At 72.1% G+C, this 17593-nt stretch carries 14 protein-coding genes and 2 pseudogenes; 5 read left to right on the top strand and 11 right to left on the bottom strand.

Annotated elements, in window-relative coordinates; all coding sequences use genetic code 11:
* Positions 1 to 243 precede the first annotated feature (243 nt).
* Positions 244 to 786 carry a GNAT family N-acetyltransferase gene (locus tag ACODT5_RS39795; protein ID WP_422523868.1) on the bottom strand — a complete coding sequence of 181 codons (543 nt, stop codon included), beginning with the start codon at positions 784 to 786 and terminating at the stop codon, positions 244 to 246.
* A 260-nt stretch (positions 787 to 1046) separates the two neighbouring features.
* Positions 1047 to 1723 (bottom strand): annotated as a pseudogene (locus ACODT5_RS39790) (HAD family hydrolase).
* Positions 1724 to 1959: 236 nt separating this feature from the next.
* Here ACODT5_RS39790 and ACODT5_RS39785 point away from each other — a divergent pair.
* Positions 1960 to 3069: a hypothetical protein gene (locus tag ACODT5_RS39785; RefSeq protein ID WP_422523867.1), complete on the top strand. Its 1110-nt coding sequence runs from the start codon at positions 1960 to 1962 to the stop codon at positions 3067 to 3069.
* 247 nt (positions 3070 to 3316) lie between these two features.
* On the opposite strand, the gene ACODT5_RS39780 is transcribed toward ACODT5_RS39785, so the two are convergent.
* Together ACODT5_RS39780 and ACODT5_RS39775 are read right to left on the bottom strand one after the other, a co-directional pair.
* Positions 3317 to 4300: a ricin-type beta-trefoil lectin domain protein gene (locus tag ACODT5_RS39780; protein ID WP_422523866.1), complete on the bottom strand. Its 984-nt coding sequence runs from the start codon at positions 4298 to 4300 to the stop codon at positions 3317 to 3319.
* A gap of 423 nt (positions 4301 to 4723) precedes the next feature.
* Entirely contained in the window at positions 4724 to 5263 is a 540-nt protein-coding gene (locus tag ACODT5_RS39775; protein WP_422523865.1) for a hypothetical protein, read from the bottom strand.
* 457 nt (positions 5264 to 5720) lie between these two features.
* Here ACODT5_RS39775 and ACODT5_RS39770 point away from each other — a divergent pair.
* Positions 5721 to 5939 (top strand): annotated as a pseudogene (locus ACODT5_RS39770) (SulP family inorganic anion transporter); the annotation flags it as partial.
* 124 nt (positions 5940 to 6063) lie between these two features.
* Here ACODT5_RS39770 and ACODT5_RS39765 read toward each other — a convergent pair.
* The 5 genes from ACODT5_RS39765 to ACODT5_RS39745 form a co-directional block, all read right to left on the bottom strand.
* Positions 6064 to 6576, bottom strand: a complete 513-nt coding sequence (locus ACODT5_RS39765) for an SRPBCC family protein (RefSeq protein ID WP_422523864.1) — start codon at positions 6574 to 6576, stop codon at positions 6064 to 6066.
* Between the two features lie 121 nt (positions 6577 to 6697).
* Positions 6698 to 8227, bottom strand: a complete 1530-nt coding sequence (locus tag ACODT5_RS39760; protein WP_422523863.1) for a flotillin family protein — start codon at positions 8225 to 8227, stop codon at positions 6698 to 6700.
* A 125-nt stretch (positions 8228 to 8352) separates the two neighbouring features.
* Entirely contained in the window at positions 8353 to 8862 is a 510-nt protein-coding gene (locus ACODT5_RS39755) for a hypothetical protein (protein WP_422523862.1), read from the bottom strand.
* A 123-nt stretch (positions 8863 to 8985) separates the two neighbouring features.
* The gene (locus ACODT5_RS39750; protein WP_422523861.1) at positions 8986 to 10038 is read right to left on the bottom strand and encodes a PucR family transcriptional regulator; all 1053 of its coding nucleotides are present in this window, start codon (positions 10036 to 10038) and stop codon (positions 8986 to 8988) included.
* Positions 10039 to 10199: 161 nt separating this feature from the next.
* Complete coding sequence (locus ACODT5_RS39745) at positions 10200 to 10733, bottom strand: DM13 domain-containing protein (RefSeq protein WP_422525171.1); 534 nt, start codon at positions 10731 to 10733, stop codon at positions 10200 to 10202.
* 621 nt (positions 10734 to 11354) lie between these two features.
* On the opposite strand from ACODT5_RS39745, the gene ACODT5_RS39740 reads away from it, so the two are divergent.
* Genes ACODT5_RS39740 through ACODT5_RS39730 form a run of 3 tightly spaced genes read left to right on the top strand, consistent with a single transcriptional unit; the run spans position 11355 to position 13656 of the window.
* A complete protein-coding gene (locus tag ACODT5_RS39740) occupies positions 11355 to 11978 on the top strand; it encodes an ATP-binding cassette domain-containing protein (RefSeq protein ID WP_422523860.1) in 624 nt (207 codons plus the stop codon).
* Positions 11975 to 12865: a metal ABC transporter permease gene (locus ACODT5_RS39735; protein ID WP_422523859.1), complete on the top strand. Its 891-nt coding sequence runs from the start codon at positions 11975 to 11977 to the stop codon at positions 12863 to 12865. Before ACODT5_RS39740 ends, ACODT5_RS39735 begins: the two co-directional genes overlap by 4 nt.
* Positions 12820 to 13656, top strand: a complete 837-nt coding sequence (locus ACODT5_RS39730) for a metal ABC transporter substrate-binding protein (RefSeq protein WP_422523858.1) — start codon at positions 12820 to 12822, stop codon at positions 13654 to 13656. The genes ACODT5_RS39735 and ACODT5_RS39730 overlap by 46 nt, the downstream gene beginning before the upstream one ends.
* A gap of 227 nt (positions 13657 to 13883) precedes the next feature.
* Here ACODT5_RS39730 and ACODT5_RS39725 read toward each other — a convergent pair whose 3' ends face one another.
* Together ACODT5_RS39725 and ACODT5_RS39720 are read right to left on the bottom strand one after the other, a co-directional pair.
* Positions 13884 to 15644 carry a class I adenylate-forming enzyme family protein gene (locus ACODT5_RS39725; protein ID WP_422523857.1) on the bottom strand — a complete coding sequence of 587 codons (1761 nt, stop codon included), beginning with the start codon at positions 15642 to 15644 and terminating at the stop codon, positions 13884 to 13886.
* Positions 15641 to 17518 (bottom strand): CoA transferase, encoded by a 1878-nt coding sequence (locus ACODT5_RS39720; protein WP_422523856.1) that lies wholly within the window; start codon positions 17516 to 17518, stop codon positions 15641 to 15643. The genes ACODT5_RS39725 and ACODT5_RS39720 overlap by 4 nt, the downstream gene beginning before the upstream one ends.
* Positions 17519 to 17593 lie beyond the last annotated feature (75 nt).

Raw genomic sequence — 17593 nt, 5'->3', positions numbered from 1 at the left:
ACACAGCGATTCACCGCTGTCACCGGCGCCGAGGCGCTGACCGCCCGGCCTGCCGCCGTCAGGACGCGCTCTACACCCCCATGCGCGCACAGCCAGTCGAGTGGGTCAGCTGGTGCGCCGCCGTTTGGGCGGCTGTCTGAACTCGTGAACATCTCGATTCTTCCGGGAACGCGGACAGCTGCCCAAGCTGACGGACAAGTGCTGCTCGTTCTCGCGTGGACAGAATCACTCCCGCCATCACGATCAACGCGCCGGCAGGTCCTTCAAGAGAACCACGCTGTCGTAGTTGGTCACATCCCACCGCCACATACCCACCGGCACGTAGCCCCGCCTGCGGTACCAGCCGACGAGATCAGCCGCCTGGCACGACGTGTCGATGACGACCCGCGAGCCTCCGCGCGCTGCGACCCGTGCTTCAGCAACCGACAAGAGCCGCTGCCCCAGCCCAGTACCCCTCTGAGACGGATCCACCGCCAGCTGCCAGAAAGACCCCGCACCAGCCGGCGCAGGGTAGCCCTCCGGGGCCACGTACGGAGCCGCAACGGTGACCGTGCCCACCAGCGACTGCCCCCGAAGCGCCAGCCAGCACTCGCCGCTCCGCAGGCGGTGAGCCGTGTCCTGCGGAGACTGGTACGAGGCGAAGAAGATCCGTCCCGCGGCAGCATGATCGGCGTACGCCCGGTGAAGCAGACAAGTCAGTTCCTGCACCGAATCTTCCTCAGCAAAGAGCCTGATCACGGCTTCGCCGGACGACGCCCAGTTCGCAGCCTTCACTGGTTCAGTCACGGCGACGACCTCCAAACCACCGATCCGCTGAAGCGGCTCTGACCTGGACGCTTCATCCACGTGGGGTGGGCGCCTGCCAGCCTCAGCTTGCGCCAACCGCCACCGGGACGCTCGTCGAGCGAGGTGGGCGGCGCCAATCTGCGAGCCGCTTCATGTTTCCGGCTCCTTGCCATCGCCGTGGACACTTTGGGCTTCGCGCGACCACCGCACTCATGGGGATGGCCCAGGTCGGCGCGCCACTGGTCAGCCGGAAGTTGCAATCACGCGGCAAGAACCGCGCTGACTCCCAGAAGGGCCTCAAGCTCCGCAACGGCTTCGTCCTCGCCGGTGGCGTGGACGGTGGTGATTCCCAGCTCTGCGGCAGGCGGAAGGTTCACCGCGTGATCATCCACGAACACGCACCGCTCAGCGGGCAGGCCGATGCGGTCCAGGGTCAGCCGGTAGATCGCCGGATCAGGTTTGGCCATGCCGACCAGCTCGGAGACGACGTGCACATCGAACAGGTCCCAGATTCCGACGCGCTCGTACGGGCGTGCTCGTACGGGTTGAACGGGTCCAGGCCGAAGCTGTTGGACAGCAGGGCGACCCGATGACCAGCCGCCCGTGCCGCACGGGCGAGGGCAGCCATCCGGCGAGCCGCGGGCACCCCGGCCCACGCCCGGCCCATCAGGTTCACCGGGTCCACGTGCGCACCCAGCAGAGCGGCGGTCCCCTCGTTCCACTCCGCCTGCCCTATCTCCCCAACCTCCAGGGCTGCGTACAGACGCCGGCCCTCCGGGTGGTCGTTGAGGGTGCTGCACCACGCCTCCGGGGCCAGCCCTTCAGAAACACACCACGCACGGTGGACAGCGAGGGGGTTGGCTGTGAGCACTCCGGCGAAGTCGAGGATCAGCCCGCGAGGGGCGTTCCCGTTGGCGGTGTCAGCGCTGCGCGGCATCCTGTGACCGTCCTTCCGCCATTTGCTGCTTGAGCCACCTCAGAGTTGCTCGGGGTGATTCCCCACGTGGTCTGTCGAGGCGACCTCGGGCCTTGACGGGGTTGTTGGCGGGGCAGCGAGGATTCAAGCCAAGTTGGGCTTGATGCGGACGACGTGACGGTATGTGCTGGAGTGGTGACGCATTGATCCAATACGTTCGCTTGTACCTGGCTGCAGACGAGATCACAGGAGGATGGATGAGCAACATCGAGGACCCCAAGGTGCTGGTGGTGGACCCCGGATCGGGGTGGGTCAAGGCCGGTTTCGCCGGTGACGACGCTCCGGCGGCCGTGGTGCCGAACGTGATCGCCAAGCCCGATAACGGACAGGCGGGCGCTGTCGGGAGCGATGGCTACGTCGGCGCCCAGGCCGTCGCCAAGGGCTCGGAGGCCACGCTGCAACATCCCGTGCAGCACGGAGTGGTGACCGACTGGGCCGCGCTGGAGCGGGTCTTGGCGCACACCTTCCGCGAGGAACTGCGAGTGAAGCCGGCCGAGTACTCGGTGCTGCTTGCACACGCACCGGGCGCGTCCCGCGAGGAGCGGGAGAAGCTTCTGGAGCTTTTGTTCGATCGCTTCGAGGTCCGGGCAGCGCAAATCGTGCCCACCAACGTGCTCGCCCTGCACGATTACGGCCGCGCGACGGGCCTGGTGGTGGACATCGGCGACGACCTGACGTCTGCGGCGGCCATCCACGAGGGCCAGATGCAGGAGAGGTCCCTGTTCCGTTCCGAGGTGGCCGGCCGCCAGGTGACCACGGCGATGCGCCACAGGCTGGCCGCGGAGGGCCACCGCCTCCCCCACGATGCAACGCAGACGCTTGCGCGGCAGATCAAGGAGACGATCGGCTACATCGCGGAGGACTTCGAAACCGAAGGCTATCGCGCCGAAGAGGACGTCTCGGCCAGCTATCGGTTGCCCGATGGCACTTCCATCAGCGTCGGCCGGGCCCGCTATGAAGCTCCGGAGGCGATGTTCAAACCCGCCGAAATTCTCAATCTGGAATGCCGCCTCGACGGCTTGGCCGAACTCGTTAAGAAGTCGGTGGACTGCACTGACCTTGACCTGCGCACTGCCATGGTCTCGAACATCGCCTTTGTCGGCGGCGGCAGCCTCTTGGAGGGCCTGTCGGAACGCCTGAGCCTAGAGCTCTCCCACCTGATGGCCCACGTCAATGTGAACGTGTACGCGCGGCCGGAGCGCAGGTACTCCGCATGGATGGGGGGCTCGGCCCTGGCCAGCACGAGTGACACCTCGTGGATTACCAGGAGCGCCTACGACGAGAAGGGCAGCGCCGTCCTCGGCTGACCCCGACACCATCAGCTCGCCCCGTTGCCAAGGACCCCGGTGACCTCTGCCGGCTGTTCAAGCCGGCACCGGCCCGCACACTGCTCACCGGGCACCCCGCCGAGCACCCACTGCCGTGCTCGCCCAACCTCCCCACTCCGTTGAGAATCGGAGCGACTGGGGCGACGAGCCCCCACCCGCGGCCTCTCCTGATACCGCGCTCCCGACACCGAGCTCGGCCCGGACAGGAGAGGCCACCGGCTGTGGGTCAGAGAGTGTCTTCGGCCTTGATGGCGCCGCCCTGGACGACGAACTCCTGGTCCGAGGAGGTGCTGCACTGCGACACGCGCACCTTGTCGTCGTTGTTGCGGGTCGGTCCCATGTCCAGGCAGACCTCACGGTTCGTGCCGATCGTGTCCCTGAAGACGAAGCGGCCGTCGCGTACAACCCACAGCTGGTGGCGCAGGTACGCACTGGTGGCGCACGGCTTCAGTGTGACGCTGCTGCCGTCTGCGAGGGAGTCGAGGGTCAGGCACATCTCCTGGCTGGTCCCGAAGGTGTCACCTCTGATGATCTTTCCCTGGTCGATGACGAAGCGCTGGTTGACGTCACCCGGGGCGCAGTCCCAGATCCGGATGCTGCTCCCCTCGGTGCGGGAATCGGAGGACATGCACATCGGCTGGGGCGGCGCGGTCAGCACGTTCAGCGTGCCGTCGGCGGTCAGCGCAACGCCGACAGCTGCGTCGGTGTAACTGAGCCTGCCGGAACCGGGATTCAGGGCGGTGTTCGCCGGGGCAGTGCGCGCCACCGTCACCTGCGGTGAGAACCGCATGTAGTCGTTGGTCTGCCAGCCGCTGACCCCACCATTGGCTCCGAAGCCGTCGCAGGTCAGAGTGGTGTCGGAGTTGCTGCGCACGCAGTTCCGCAGGACCAGGTTGTTGCTGGTCCAGTTGGATCCGGGGACGCCGTACTCGCTGGGTACGGTGCTCTGCGCGGGGAAGGTGGTGTTGGCGGGGGCGGTGAAGGTCATCTGGACCCCGTTCGCCGGCACCGTCGAGCTCCCCCCGGTGTTCTGGAAGGTCCAGGGCACCGCTCCGGTCCCGCCACGGGCGATGGTCACCTGCGTGGGTACATCCCGGCCGACCAGGGGCTGTGCGGCGGCCGGCGAAGCGGCGAGGACTCCCATGGTGAGGGCGGCGAGGACGCTTCCCGTCAGACCGGCCAGTCGGGTCGTCGAGCGATTCACGGACACGTCTCCGTTCCTTGCGACGCAGGTGGACGCGGGCGTCGAAGGGCCCGTGACGAGGCCGCCCTGCGAAGATCACGATCAACCTAGACGGCCGCTGCGGGGGCGAGAAGTGAAGCCGCGCACGGTTCACCCGTCTGCGCCGCCCTGACCCCATTCCTCCGGTCGCAGGGTCCAAGAGTCGGACAGGACACCTCCTGTGACGCGACTCCACCGCTGGTTGCAGTTCTGGTTGCATTCGCCTCCGTCCGGAGCCGTCCGGACGGAGGCCGTCAGAACGATCCACCGCAGGTCAGGACGGGTACGACCTGCTCCGGACCCCCGTACGAACATTTGGAAAGCGTGTTGGGACAATCTCTGCGGAGATCCCGCCGCACGCTCCGTTGGCCATCGCTTTGATGGCCAACGGGCCGGCAGAAGGTCTTCTCATCAGCTGGCGGTCGAGGCCGCAGCCACATCTCGCAGCGTTTCCCTCGGATGCTGGCCGGGCGGGACCAGCAGCAACCCGTCGACCACCATGGCCTCGGTCAGCAGATGGCCGTTGGGCCCGTCAGCGCGCACGATCCGGAGCCTCCGCTTCTCTGCGAAGACGTACAGCTGCGCAGCGGCGAAGATGCGAAGAAACTCCTGTGCGGTACCGACGGGATCACCAAAGCGGTCGACCCGGCCCAGGAATTCCCCCACCAGGTCGCGGAAGGCTCCACCGTGCTCCTGGGCCGCCTCGACCATCGCATCGGCCTCCGGCCCTCCGGTGAAGGCGGTGCGGGCCATCAGGAACTCGCGCGCTTCAATCGCCGACATCCGCCTCGGGTCATAGGACATCGTGATCCCGGTCTCCGTTTTCTGGAGCACCGCGGGCCTGGCACCGGACAGTTCCACCTGCTCGAAGGCAGCGTGCAGGCGCTCCGTGGAAGAACCGTCGATCCCCAGCAGCGGAGGCACCTCAGGAGCCACATCAGCTTGCGTCATGCGAAGTCCTCTTTCGGCTGGTGAGTTGCCGTGCTCGGCGCACAGCCGGTATCAGCGGGCACCACGCCTCAGACACCTCCCGCAGTTCGCCGGTAACGCGATCACCACCCTCAAGAAGCACGCCTCGATCAGACGCTCGACCTTGGCGACTGGGAGAAACCTGGGAGATGATCTTGCTTCAAGGGGGCTGCAAGACCCACTCAGACCATGCGACACCAACGCTCTGACCTGCACATATTCCAAACATGCAGCGTCGGCGCACGGCCGTACTTCGTTCGGGACGAAGAGGTCGTGGGTTCAAATCCCGCCACCCCGACTTCGTAAGACCAGGTCAAGGGCTTGATCCGCATCGCGGGTCAGGCCCTTCCTGCGTCTCCGGAGACTGTTCTCCGCGCACCCGTTTGTTGGTTCGGGTGTGCTCGCCGAACCTGAGGTCCGTGCCCGTGTCCGCCCGGCGATGATCTCCGCCGCCACGGGGGCCGTTGCGCTCGTGATCGCGCCGCTCGACCGTGAGCACGGACTGGGACATCTGGTCGCCGCGGTGATCCTCGCCGGGGTCTTCCAGATCGTGCTCGGGGCGCTCGGAGTGGCCAGGCTCATCCGGTTCGTGCCGCGGTCGGTGATGGTCGGGTTCGTCAACTCCCTCGCCATCCTCGTCTTCGTGGGGACGCGTCCTCCGTCGCTGCGTTCGACGCCGTCGGGGAGGGGTACCGGCGGCGCGGCAAGAGCGTCGGGATCACCGGGCTGAACGAGCACAGCGCCGGGATGCACGGGAATCCGAGCGGCGGACTGTCAGCGGGTCACTGACCTGCGGATCCCTGCTGCCGCGTCCACGGGTCCGGGCCCGGGTCGCCGCCTTCGGCGCGGAGCGCGAGGCGGTCGACGTAGTGCTGCCAGCCCTCCGCGTGGGCCTCGCACGCCTCCGAGGAGGGCAGGCCGCTGTGGATCAGGTGGAGCACGGTGCCGACGCCCTGGGCGGTGGGTTCGAGGGTGATCTCCACCGTGGTGGAGCCGGGCGCGACGGGTGCGGCGCCGCCCTTCTCCCAGCCCCAGGTGAAGGCGAGCCGCTCGGGCGGGTCGACGTTGAGGAAGCGGCCGGACGCCACGTCCTCGCCGGTGATCCGGGTGCGGTACGAGCCACCGGGCTCGAAGGAGAACGTACCCTCCGCGCCCATCCAGGACAGCCACTTCTCCCGGTCGGTGAGGTAGGCGAAGAGGGTTTCGGGGCGGGCCGCGATGCGGCGCTCCAGGGTGACGGTGTCCATCGGCGTCGAGGGGGTCGACGGAGTCGCGGGGGTCGCGGGAGTCGTCATGAGGGACATTCTTCCGCGGCGAGGAGGCTGCTGCCCGGTGGGCTGCGGCCGCAGAGACAGGCGCAGGCACAGACGTGAGGCCCGCTGCTCGGCAGCGGGCCTCGGGGGTGCTTCAGCAGGGTCAGCCGGTGATCTCGATCTTCCCGTTGGGGGAAGGCGTCTCCGGTGTGGCGGGGGCCTTCGGGGTGCCCGCGGTGAAGCCCTTCAGGAGCTCGGCCAGGTCCACGCCGGTGGTGGAGCTCAGGAGTTCCATGCCCTGGGCGACGTTGTCGGTGACCGTACGGGAGAGCTTGCTCGCGCCGTCGGTGGAGATGACGGTCATCTTGTCGATGGCGGAGAGCGGTTCTGCCGCCTTGGCCACGACCTGCGGGAGTGCCTCGACCATCATCTGGATCATGGCCGCGTCGCCGTACGTCTCGAAGGCCTCCGCCTTCTTCTGCATGGCCTCGGCCTCGGCCGAACCCTTGGCCAGGATGGCCGCGGCCTCCGCGTCGCCTTCCAGGCGCACGGCCTCGGCGATGGCGGCACGGCGGGCGCGCTCGGCCTCGCCGCGCTTGGCGCCCTCGATGGCCTCGGCCTCGGCCAGGGCGGAGCGGCGCTGCTTCTCGCCCTCACCCGTGAGGCGGGCGCGCTCGGCCTCGCCCTGTGCGGCGGCGATCGCCGCGAGGCGCTCGGCCTCGGCCTGCTTGACGCGGGCCACGCGCTTGGCCTCCGCCTCCTGCTCGGCCTCGTAGCGGCGGGCGTCGGCGGGCTTGCGGACCTGGGTGTCGAGCTGGCGGTCGGTCAGGGCGGCCTGCCGCTCGGCGACCTTCTCCTGCTCGGCGAGGATCTGCTGCTGACGGTCGGCCTCGGCCAGCGGACCGGCGGCGTTGGCCTGGGCGGCCGCCGCGTCGGTCTCGGCCTTGATCTCCGCCTGGCGCAGGTACAGGGTGCGCTCGGCGACCGCGATCTCCTCCTCCGCCTTCAGGCGCGCCTGCTCGGCGGCACGGCGGGAGTTGGCCTCGGCGATGTCGGCTTCCTGCTTGGCGCGGGCGGCCTCGGGACGGCCGAGGTCTTCGAGGTAGGAGCCCTCGGTGGTGATGTCCTGGATCTGGAAGGCGTCCAGGACCAGGCCCTGCCCGGACAGGCTGGCCTCCGCCTCCTCGGCGACCTGCCCCGCGAAGGCGGCACGGTCACGGATGATGTCCTCCACCGACATGCGGCCGACGATGGCGCGCAGGGCGCCCGACAGGACTTCCTGGGTGAAGCCGACGATGCCGTCCTGCTGCTGGAGGAAACGCTGGGCGGCGGCCCTGATGGCGTCCTCGTTGCCGCCGACCTTGACGATCGCGACGCCTTCGAGGTTCGCCTTGATTCCGCGCAGGGTGACCGCGCCGCGGACGGCGACGGGGATGTGGCGGCTGGAGAGGTCCAGGGTGTAGCGCTGCTGCACGAAGGGGACGACGAAGACTCCGCCACCGACCACGACCTTCTGGCCGCTGTTGTCGGTCGATATCCGACCGGTCTCCGGGTCGGTGGAGCTCTTGCCGCGCCGGCCGGTGATCAGGAACGCCTCGCTGGGCCCGGCGACCTTGTAGCGCGTGACGACGACCAGGGCGAGTAGGACGAGGAGTACGAAGACTCCTACGACCGCGATGACGACTGGACTCATGTCGGATCTCCCCTGCCTCCCCCGTGGGGGCAGATCGGTGATGGGTGGGGTGGTGCACGTGGTGCGCTTGGTGCGCGTGGTGCGCGTGGTGGGTGGGGTGGACCGTCGGGTGCGGGTCGGTTTTCTCAGTGCTCGACGGCGCGGACGCTGACGGAGGTCGACGACGGCGTCGCCGTCACCCACACCTCCGCGCCGCGGGCCAACGGGCCCTCGGCGGTGGCCGCGTACTTCACGGGCTGGCCGGCCAGGCGCAGGAGGACCTCGCCGTAGCCGGAGGCCGGGATCGCGGTGACCACGGTCCCGGTCGAGCCGATGAGGGAGTCCTGGTGCGGGGCGGACCCGCTGCGGTCGCGCATCAGGGCGCGGCTCAGGCGGTACGTCGCCCAGCCCGCGCCGGCTCCCGCGAGGGCGCCCGCGGCGGTCGCCGGGCCCGGACCGAGCCCCGTGGTCCCGAGCACGATCGCCCCCGTGAAGCCGAGCATCGACACGAAGCCCGCGAGCACCGGAAAGGACAGCCAGCCGTCGAACAGTCCGCTGAGCGCACCGTCGAAGACGCCTTCCAGGATGCCGTCGAGGAGCAGGGAGAAGGCCAGCAGTGCGATCCCCGCAATGCCGAGACCAAGAAAGAACCCCATGAACGCACCTCCCCGCCCGGGTGGCGTTTCCGCCGGACAGCAGCATCGTTTCATCCGGGGGGCGCTCTGCGCATTGCCTGGTGTCGGCAATCTTTACGTCTCTTTAACGCACGGGAGGGTAGGTCACGCGTCGCCGGCCGGCCAGCCCAGCAGGCGGGCGCCGATCACCGCCGTCTGGAGCGTGTACCGGTTCAGCGGGTCGGCGGGGTCGGCCCGGGTGAGGGTGTGGATGCGGTCCAGCCGGTACGTCAGCGCGCGCACGCTGAGCGAGAGGCGTCGGGCCGCCTCGGTGGACACGCAGCCGCTGTCGAAGTACGCGGTGAGCGTGTCCAGGAGCGGCTGGGCGCCGCCGCGGGACGTGCGCAGGGGGCCGAGGGTGCTCTCGACCAGATCGGCCATGGCCTGCCGGTCCCGGGTCAGCACCGGGAAGACGAGCAGGTCGACGGCGTGGAGCACCGGTCCGTCCAGCTCCATCCGCCGGGCCAGGTCGAGCGCGCCCAGGGCCTCCTCGTAGGAGTGGACGACCCCGCCCGCGCCCGGGTGCGAGCGGCCGATCCCGACCCGGCCGCCGTCGGTGGCGGCGTGCGCCCGCTTCGCGAAGTACTCCAGGACCTCGGGCTGGTCCCCCGGTGCCACACAGATCAGCCGGCCGTCCTTCGTGGTCAGCAGGATCTGCCGGCCCGGGAAGCGGGCGAGGACCGCCGACTCGATGCCGCGTGCCATGGGGTAGCCGTCGCCGTACGTCTCGGGGCCGGTGGCCACGGCGACGCCGTGCGACTGGGAGAGGCGCAGCCCGAAGCGCCCGGCGCGCTCCGCGAGCCGGCCCAGGTCGCTGCCGCCGTAGAGGAGGTCGTCGATGAACTCGCGGCGTGCCGCCTCCTCCTGGCGGACGGCCTGGTGCTGGGCGCGTTCGTAGCCCTCGACGAAGGCGTCCACCACCTGCTCGACGGCCGCCAGGAGCGGACCGGCCGCGGGGAGGGGCCGTACGAGCTGCGCCGCGGCCAGGTGATCGCGGATCAGCGTGCGGAGCGGGAGCCCGGCCTCCGCCGCCCGCTCGCCCTCCGCACGACGGGACTCCAGCTCCGCGCGGGTCAGGCGGCGGCCCGTGGCACAGGCGTCGACGAGCAGGTCGGCGTACCCCGAGAGGTGGCTCGCCGGTGCTTGTGGTCCCGCCACGGTGTTTCCCCGATCCCCGATGCGTGCTGTCCCGCTGCGCCGTGTCCCGACGCGTTCTGTCCCGACGCGTTCTGTCCCGACGCGCCCGTGACGCGTCCTTGGTACGGGGACAAGGGTGACACGGAGGCATCCGGGCGGCCGCGGATCACACGGGTCGCCGATCACACGGTCGTGAGGGCCGCCGCGCCGAAGGAGACGTCGAAGCGGTCGCACCAGATGGTGATGCTGCCGTAGTCGGACGGGTTCACGTCGGCCGGGATCGCGTAGTTCTGGTCGCCCTTGTTGCCCTTGAGCTTGCCCAGGCTGACGTACTTGCCGTCGTCGAAGACCCGCCAGCCGGCCGTGCCCTCCTTCACCGGGGCGTCCGTCAGCCAGACCCGCAGGTCGGGGCCGTTGCTGGTGTCGAGGTTCTCCAGGCGCAGGGTGTGGGAGCCGTCCGGGAGCCGGATGAGCTTCGCGGTGCCGGTGGTGGTGTGCTCGTGGCTGATCAGCGCGCCCTGGGCGAGGGTCCGCGGGGGGACGGGCGCGGTGCTCGGCGCCGTTCCTGCGGTGGGCGAGCCGGTGGGTGCGGGCGCGGAGGGGGCCGCCGCCGGGAGGGACTCGTGGACCGTGGCGTCCTGCCAGAGCTTCCACGGCTGGAACCAGTACAGGCCGAGGCCCAGCAACAGGGCTGCCGGGAGGGCGAGTACGGCCAGGAGGCGGCGTCCGCGCCGCTTCTTCGCCGGGTGCTGCGGCTGGTTCGGCGTCGGCTCCTGCGTCGGGTTCTGCGTCACTCGGCGTGCCTTCCTCGCGTTCGGCCGGCCGGCCGGCCGTCATGGGCATTCAACGCGCTGGCGCGGGCGGGGACCAGGCCCGACCGGATGACGAAAGCCTTACGTCGTCCAGCGGGCCGGGGTGGCTACGCCGGTCAGCCGGGGCCGGCGGGCGGGGCGGGGCAGTACAGGCCGGGGCAGGGCAGGGCAGGCCGGGGCAGGGCAGGGCAGGCCGGGGCAGGGCAGGCCGGGCCGGGCCGGGCCGGGCAGAGCCGGGCCCGCAGGGTCAGGCCGGGCGGGCCGGGCAAGGGCGGCAGGGTCAGGTAGGGGGCCCAGCGGGGCGGGGCACGGCCGGGCGCGACAGGGCCGGTGTAGGCCGGGGCCGGGCAGGCCGGGGCAGGGCAGGTCGGGTAGGTCGCGGCGGTGCTGGGCGGGGCCGGGTAGGGGGTGGGGGGCTGTTGGTGGGGAGGTGGGGGTCCGTCGGTGGGGTGGGGGAACTGTGGGGGGTTGGCGTGCGACCAACTTCGCGTAGGGACGGGGCCGGTGACAGGGGAGGGGCGTGGGATGGGCGGGCTGGACGTGCGGATGGAGGGGGTGGGCTGCCGGCACGGGCGGGTCGAGGCCGTGGTCGGCGTCGACCTGGTGATCGCCGCCGGCGAGCGCGTCGCGCTGACCGGCACCAACGGATCGGGCAAGACCACCCTGCTGCGCGCCGTGCTCGGACTGCACCCTCAGGTCAGCGGGCAGATCCTGGTCGGAGGCCGCGCGGGCGATCCCGCCTGGCGGCGGCGGGCGTGCGCGTGGATCCCGCAGAAGCCCGCCGCCGGACGCTTCCCTCTGCTGGGCGGCGAACTCCTCGCCAGCGGCGGGGACGCCCGCGCCGCCGCCGAGGCCGCCGACCGGCTGGGGGTGGGGCCGCTGACCGGGCGGCCGTTGCACACCCTGTCCGGCGGGCAGTTGCAGCGCATGTACCTGGCCCGGGCGATCGGCTGCGTGGCCGCGGGGGCCGGCGTACTGCTCGCCGACGAGCCGACCGCCGCCCTGGACTTCGCCGGGCAGGACGAGGCCGCCGACGTACTGGCCGCGCTGCCCGTGACGCTCGTCGTCGTCACGCACGACCGGGCCCTCGCGGAACGCTGCGACCGGGTCCTGGAGATGGCCGCCGGCCGGCTGCGGGAGGTCCGGTGAGCGCCACCCTCGCGGCCGCCTCCCTCGCGAGCGCCGACCTCGGCACCCTGCTGCAACTGGCCCCCGTACAGCGGGCCGGCTTCGCCCTGCTGCTGGCCGCCGTCGGGCTGCCCGTGATCGGTGTGGTCATCGTCGGGCTGGACATCATGCCGGTGCGCTTCGCGATGATGCACGTCGCGCTGCTGGGCATCGCCGTCGGGCTGCTCACCGGGCTGGACCCGATGCTGTGCGCGCTGGTGGCCTGCGCCCTGGCCGGGGCCGGGGTCGCCCCGCTGGCCCGGACCCCGGACGGGCTGTCCGGGGCGATGGGGCTGCTGATGAGCCTCGCGATCGCCGCCGCGCTCCTGCTCCTCGCGGTCTCCGGGGTGAACGCCTCGGGCGCGTTCGCGCTGCTGTGGGGCTCGATCCTGTCCGTCGGCGGCGCCGATCTCGTGGTGCTCGGCGTGCTGGCCGTCCTCGTGCCCGGCCTGTTCTGGTGGCGGCGGCGCGAGGTGGCGCTGCTGCTGTACGACCGTGAGCTCGCGCAGTGTTCGGGCGTGCCGGTGCGGGCGCTGACGACCGTACTGCTGGTGCTCGTCGCGGTCGCGGTCGCCGGAGCCATCAAGCTGACCGGCGCCCTGCTGGTCGACGCGCTGACCCTGTTGCCCGCCCTGGCCGCGCGCCGGCTGGGGACCTCGCTGAAATCGATCACCGGGTGGGCGGTGGCCATCGGTGTCTTCGTGAACCTGACCGGCTTCCTCATCGCCCTCCGGCTGGACTGGCCCCCCGGGCCCGTCCTCGTCCTGACCGCGGGGGCGCTCGTCCTCGCGGTGCACCTCGTACCCGAACGGAGAATCCGCTCATGGCGCCGCGAACCCGCGTCCGCAGCACTTCCCTCCTCGCACTGACCGCGGCACTGGGCCTGGCACTTGCCCTGGTGACCGGCTGCGGCGACAGCGACAGTGACAGCAATGGCGATGCCGGTGGGCCCGGCGGTGACACCGCCAAGGGCGGCAAGCCGGTCGTCGTCGTGACGACCACCTGGGAGGGCGCCTTCGCCAAGGCCGCCGGCGCGCAGGACGTCAAGGTGATCGTGCCGCAGTCCGTGCACCACGCCCCGGACTACGACCCCAAGCCCTCCGACCTCGCCGCCGTCGCCGGGGCCGACTTCGTGCTGTACGCGCCGTTCGAGCCGTACGCCGCGAAGATCAAGGAGGCCGCCGGGTCGAAGGCGGAGCTGGTGGAGGTGAACCTCGACAACGACGCCGACAAGGTCAAGGCCGAAGTCGCCCGGCTGGGCGTGCTGTTCGGCACGCAGGCCGCCGCCGCGCAGTGGGCCGCGGACTTCGACGCCGAGTACGGGCGGGTCGCGAAGGACGTCCGGGCCGCCTGGCCCGGCGGGAAGAGCCCGTCGGTCGTGAGCCAGGTGTTCACCGCCTGGTCCGCGAAGCTGGCGGGCGCCACCACGGTGGGCACCTACGGCCCCGAGGCGGTGACCCCGGCGCAGCTGGCCGAGCTGTCGGCGAAGAAGCCCGCGCTGGTACTGGACAACGCGCACATGTCGACCGGGACCGTCCTGCCCGACTCCGGCGCGCAGCAGGTGAAGATCGTCAACTACCCCGGGAACGACCTGGACTTGCTGCCGGTCTACCGCAATGCGGGGGCCGAGCTGAAGAAGGCCATGGGCAAGGCCGCCTAGGGCCTGTCGTCACACTCCCGTCGTCGCCCGAAGGGCGGCCTCGCGGCGTCTGGTGCGTGCTCTCGGCGTGCCGGGCGGAAGCCCGTGTACTGGACGTACTTGGCTTTCGCCCGGTGCGGCGAGAGCGCGTGCCAGGCGTCGCGAGGCAGACGGGAGTGTGACGACAGGCCCTAGGGGCGCGAGCAGGGCGGGGCGGGGCGGTCCCTTCAGGGCCGCCCCGCCTTCGTCTACGCGCGCACCCCGGCCGGCGTCCCGGCGGCGAGTGCGGCGGTAGCGCCGGTAGCAGCGGCCTCGGCGGCTCCGCGGGCCCGTGCGCGCAGCTCCACGCGGTCGGGTTTGCCGGCCGGGGTGAGCGGGAGCTCCGGCAGGAGCAGCAGGTGCTCGGGGTGCTTGCGGCGCTCCAGGCCGCGGAGCGTGAGGTGTCCGGCCAGGGAGTCGAGGGTGGGGAGCCGCGCGCCGCGGGGGACGACGCAGGCGGCGAGGCGCTCGCCCATCACCTCGTCCGGGATCCCGACGCAGACGACGTCGCGGACGAGGGGATCCGAGGAGAGCTCCCGTTCCACCTCGGCGGGGCTGATGTTGGCGCCGCCGCGGATGACGATGTCCTTGAGCCGGCCGACGACGTGGAGGACCCCGTCCCCGTCGATGAAGCCGAGGTCGCCGGTACGGACCCAGCCCTCGGGCGTGCGGTAACGGGCGTCCAGGTCGGGGGAGGCGACGTAGCACATGGGGGTCATGGGGCCGCACGCGATGATCTCCCCGATCGCGCCGTCGGGGAGCCGCTCGTGCGTCTCGGTGTCGGCGATGCGGATGTCGGCGACCCGGGGGTCGGGGCGGCCGGCGGCGATGCCCGTGCCCTCGGACTCCGGGGCCGCCGCGCCCAGTCCGGTGTGGCAGTTGACCCCGTCGGCCGAGCCGTAGAGGTTGACGACCGGGCAGCCGAAGGCGCGGCTCGCGCTCGCGGCCGTGGTCTCGTCGAGGGGGGCGCCGCCGAGGACGAGGGCGGTGGGGGCGGGGAGCGGGACGGTCCCGGCCCCGGCTTCGTCCCCGGTTGCTTCCGCGTCCGCTTCCGCCTCCAGCCGGTCGAGCATCATGCGGATCATCGTGGGGACCCCGAGGACGTGCGTGGGCCGGTGCTCGCGCACCGCCGCGAGGGCCGCCTCCGGCGTGAAGTGGTCGAGGACGATCAGGGTTCCGCCGTGCCGGGCGAGGGTGACCGCGGTACCGCTGGAGCCGAAGGCGGACGCGAGCGGTACGAGGAACAGGCAGCGCGGCGGTGTCCCGTCGGGCATCAGGGAGGCGAGGAAGTTGCCCCGGCCGCCGGCGAGGGCGTTGTGGGAGTAGGCGATCATCTTCGGCTCCGCCTCCGAGCCCGAGGACACCAGGATGCGGGCGGCGCTGTCGGGGTGGGGCCGGGCGGGTACGAAGGCGGCCGGGTCGGAGCGCAGCAGCTCCGCGAGCCGAATCGTTCCTTCAGGGTGTGAGCGGCTGGAGCCCGTGCCCGCCGCCCCGCCGACCGCGATGACATGGCGCAGCGCGGGCAGTTCGGCGGCCAGGTCCCGCAGTTCGGCGGCGTGCCGGTGGCCCCGGTGCTCCACGGCGGCGATCACCGCGACGGCCTCGGCGCGGCGCAGCAGGCTGCGGGCCTCCTGGCCGCCCCGGCCCACAGGGAAGGGCAGGGCCACCGCTCCGAGGGCGGCCAGGGCCAGGTCGGCGATGACCGCGTGGCGGCCGTTGGGGAGTTGGACGCCGACCACGTCGCCGGGGCGTACGCCGAGCTCCGCGAGGCCGGTGGCCAGACATCGCACCTTGCGGTCGAGCGCGGTGTAACAGAGCTTGCCCTTGGCGTCGATGACCGCGGTGTGGTGCAGGTCGGCGATCTGGCGGGCCCGGAAGAGGCTGTAGAGGTCGAGGTCGGGACAGGTTCCGTCGACCGCCCACGAGCGGCGCAGGCCCACGGGCAGCAGATCGTGCAGTGCGACGGTCATACGAAGCTCCAGGGGTCGGGAACGGCGGGGGCACCGTGCGCGTCGCGGCTGATCGAGCCGGCGAAGCGCGGGTCGTGGTGCAGGTCGGCAAGGTCGGTGGTGACGGCGGTCGCGGCGAGGCCGCGCGCCCGCAGTGCCCGTAGGGCGTCCTCGGTGGGCAGTTCCGCGAACCCCCGCGTGCCGGTGACGACCGCCGCCGCCGCGCGGGCGTCCGCGTCGGCCGGGGCGATCCAGCCGTCCGCGGTGCGCAGGGGCGTACGGAATCCCGCGGGCCGGCGGCCCCGCTCCCCGTGCCGGGCGCGGTGCAGGGCCGGGGCGGTGAGCAGGTCGGCGGCGCCGAGCAGCGAGGAGTCCGCGCGGACCCCGCGTCCGGTGCGCTCGCGCAGCAGCAGCCCCGCGAGGACGGCCTCGGCGCCGAGCAGCCCGCCCAGCACGTCGAGCAGGGTCATCAGGGAGGGCGCCGGCACCTCGCCCTCGGGCCGGGCGGCCTCGCCGACGCCGGTGCGGGCCTGGACCATGAAGTCCGTGCCCATCGGCGGATCGGCGATCCGGCCCGTGCCCCAGCCGCCGGTGTACGCGTACACGAGCGCGGGGTTCGCCCGCGCGAGGTCGGCGGAGTCCAGGCCCAGCTCGGCGGCCTTCCCCGGGGCCCAGTTGTGCAGGAACACGTCGGCTCCGGCGGCCAGTTCGGCCAGCCGCAGCCGGTCGCCGGGCGACTTGATGTCGATCTCCACGGCACGCTTGCCCCGGTTCAGGGCCAGCCAGCGGGCGGAGACGCCCGAGCAGGCGGGCGGCATGCCGCGCAGCGGGTCACCGCCCGGCGGCTCGATCCGGACCACCTCGGCGCCGAGCAGCCCCAGCAGGTGGGCGGCGAGCGGCGCCTGGACGCGACGGCCGGCCTCCAGGACGGTCAGGCCGGCGAGGGGGCCGGGGGGCGCCGCCTTCGCCCGGACATGGCCGCCGGGGCCGTACGGGGCCAGGGTCCAGGGGGCGGCTCCGTCGTGCTCGGCGGCCCGCTCGGCCAGGCTCCGCAGCCGGCAGACCTCGGCTCCCGAGGCGGCCGCCGCGTCGTGGATCCGCTGCCAGCCGTGGGCCCGGGTGGTGGCGTGCAGTGCTTCGGGGAAGGGGGCGCACGCGGTGGCGTACCGGAACTGGAAGGGCCGCCAGCCGGCCCGTACCGCGTCGGAGGGGGCCTCCAGAGCCCGCCAGAAGCCGGCCCAGGCACCCGGATCCAGGGTCTCCAGCTCGAAGAGCGTGCCGTCGCCGGCGGTGAAGGGCGGCCCCCCGGGAGCCAGTTCGGCGGCTTCTCCCTCGTCGGCGCCGCTCGCGGCGAGGTACTGGGACACGACCAGCAGCCCGGCCCGGTCCACGTACGTGTGCGGCTGCGCGGCGGCGCCCTCGCACCCCCTGGCCCGGGCCAGCAGGGCCGCGAGCAGGCCCTGCGTGGTGAGGACGGCCGTCGCGGCGGTGGCGTAGTCGACGGCGAGCCCCCGCGGCAGGCCGTCGCGGCGGCCGTGCACGGCCATGATCCCGGCCGCGGCCTGCACGGTCGCCTCGTCGGTGACGCCCCGCAGGGCCGCCTCCGGCGAGGACCAGGCGAGGGTGGCGGTGGCGGTCGGGGCCTCGTCGGGGAGGCCAGGCCCGTAGGAACCCCCGAAGGCGTCCCCGTACGAGCCCCCGAAAGCCTCGTCCGCCAAGGTGACGCGGGCCGCTCCGCTGTCGCCCCCCGCAGCCTGCGGCCCGGTGTCCGAGGCGACGGCTCCCAGCGCCCTCAGGTGCTCGGCAACCGGGCCGGTGAGCGCGGGCGGTCCCGAGGTGGTGAAGCGCAGCCCGTCGAGCGGCCGAGCGGTCTGGGTGACGGCGGGTGACGCCATGCCTCTCCTCTTCTCCCGGCCCGGCGATCGGCCGGCGCCGCTGGTGATCCCGTACGCGGGAACCAAGGGGCGGGC

Origin of the sequence: Streptomyces tatrensis (assembly GCF_049310065.1) — a bacterium.
GTDB lineage: Bacteria > Actinomycetota > Actinomycetes > Streptomycetales > Streptomycetaceae > Streptomyces.
The sequence above is the reverse complement of the archived record's forward strand: the minus strand, read 5'-3'. Positions and strand labels throughout refer to the sequence as shown.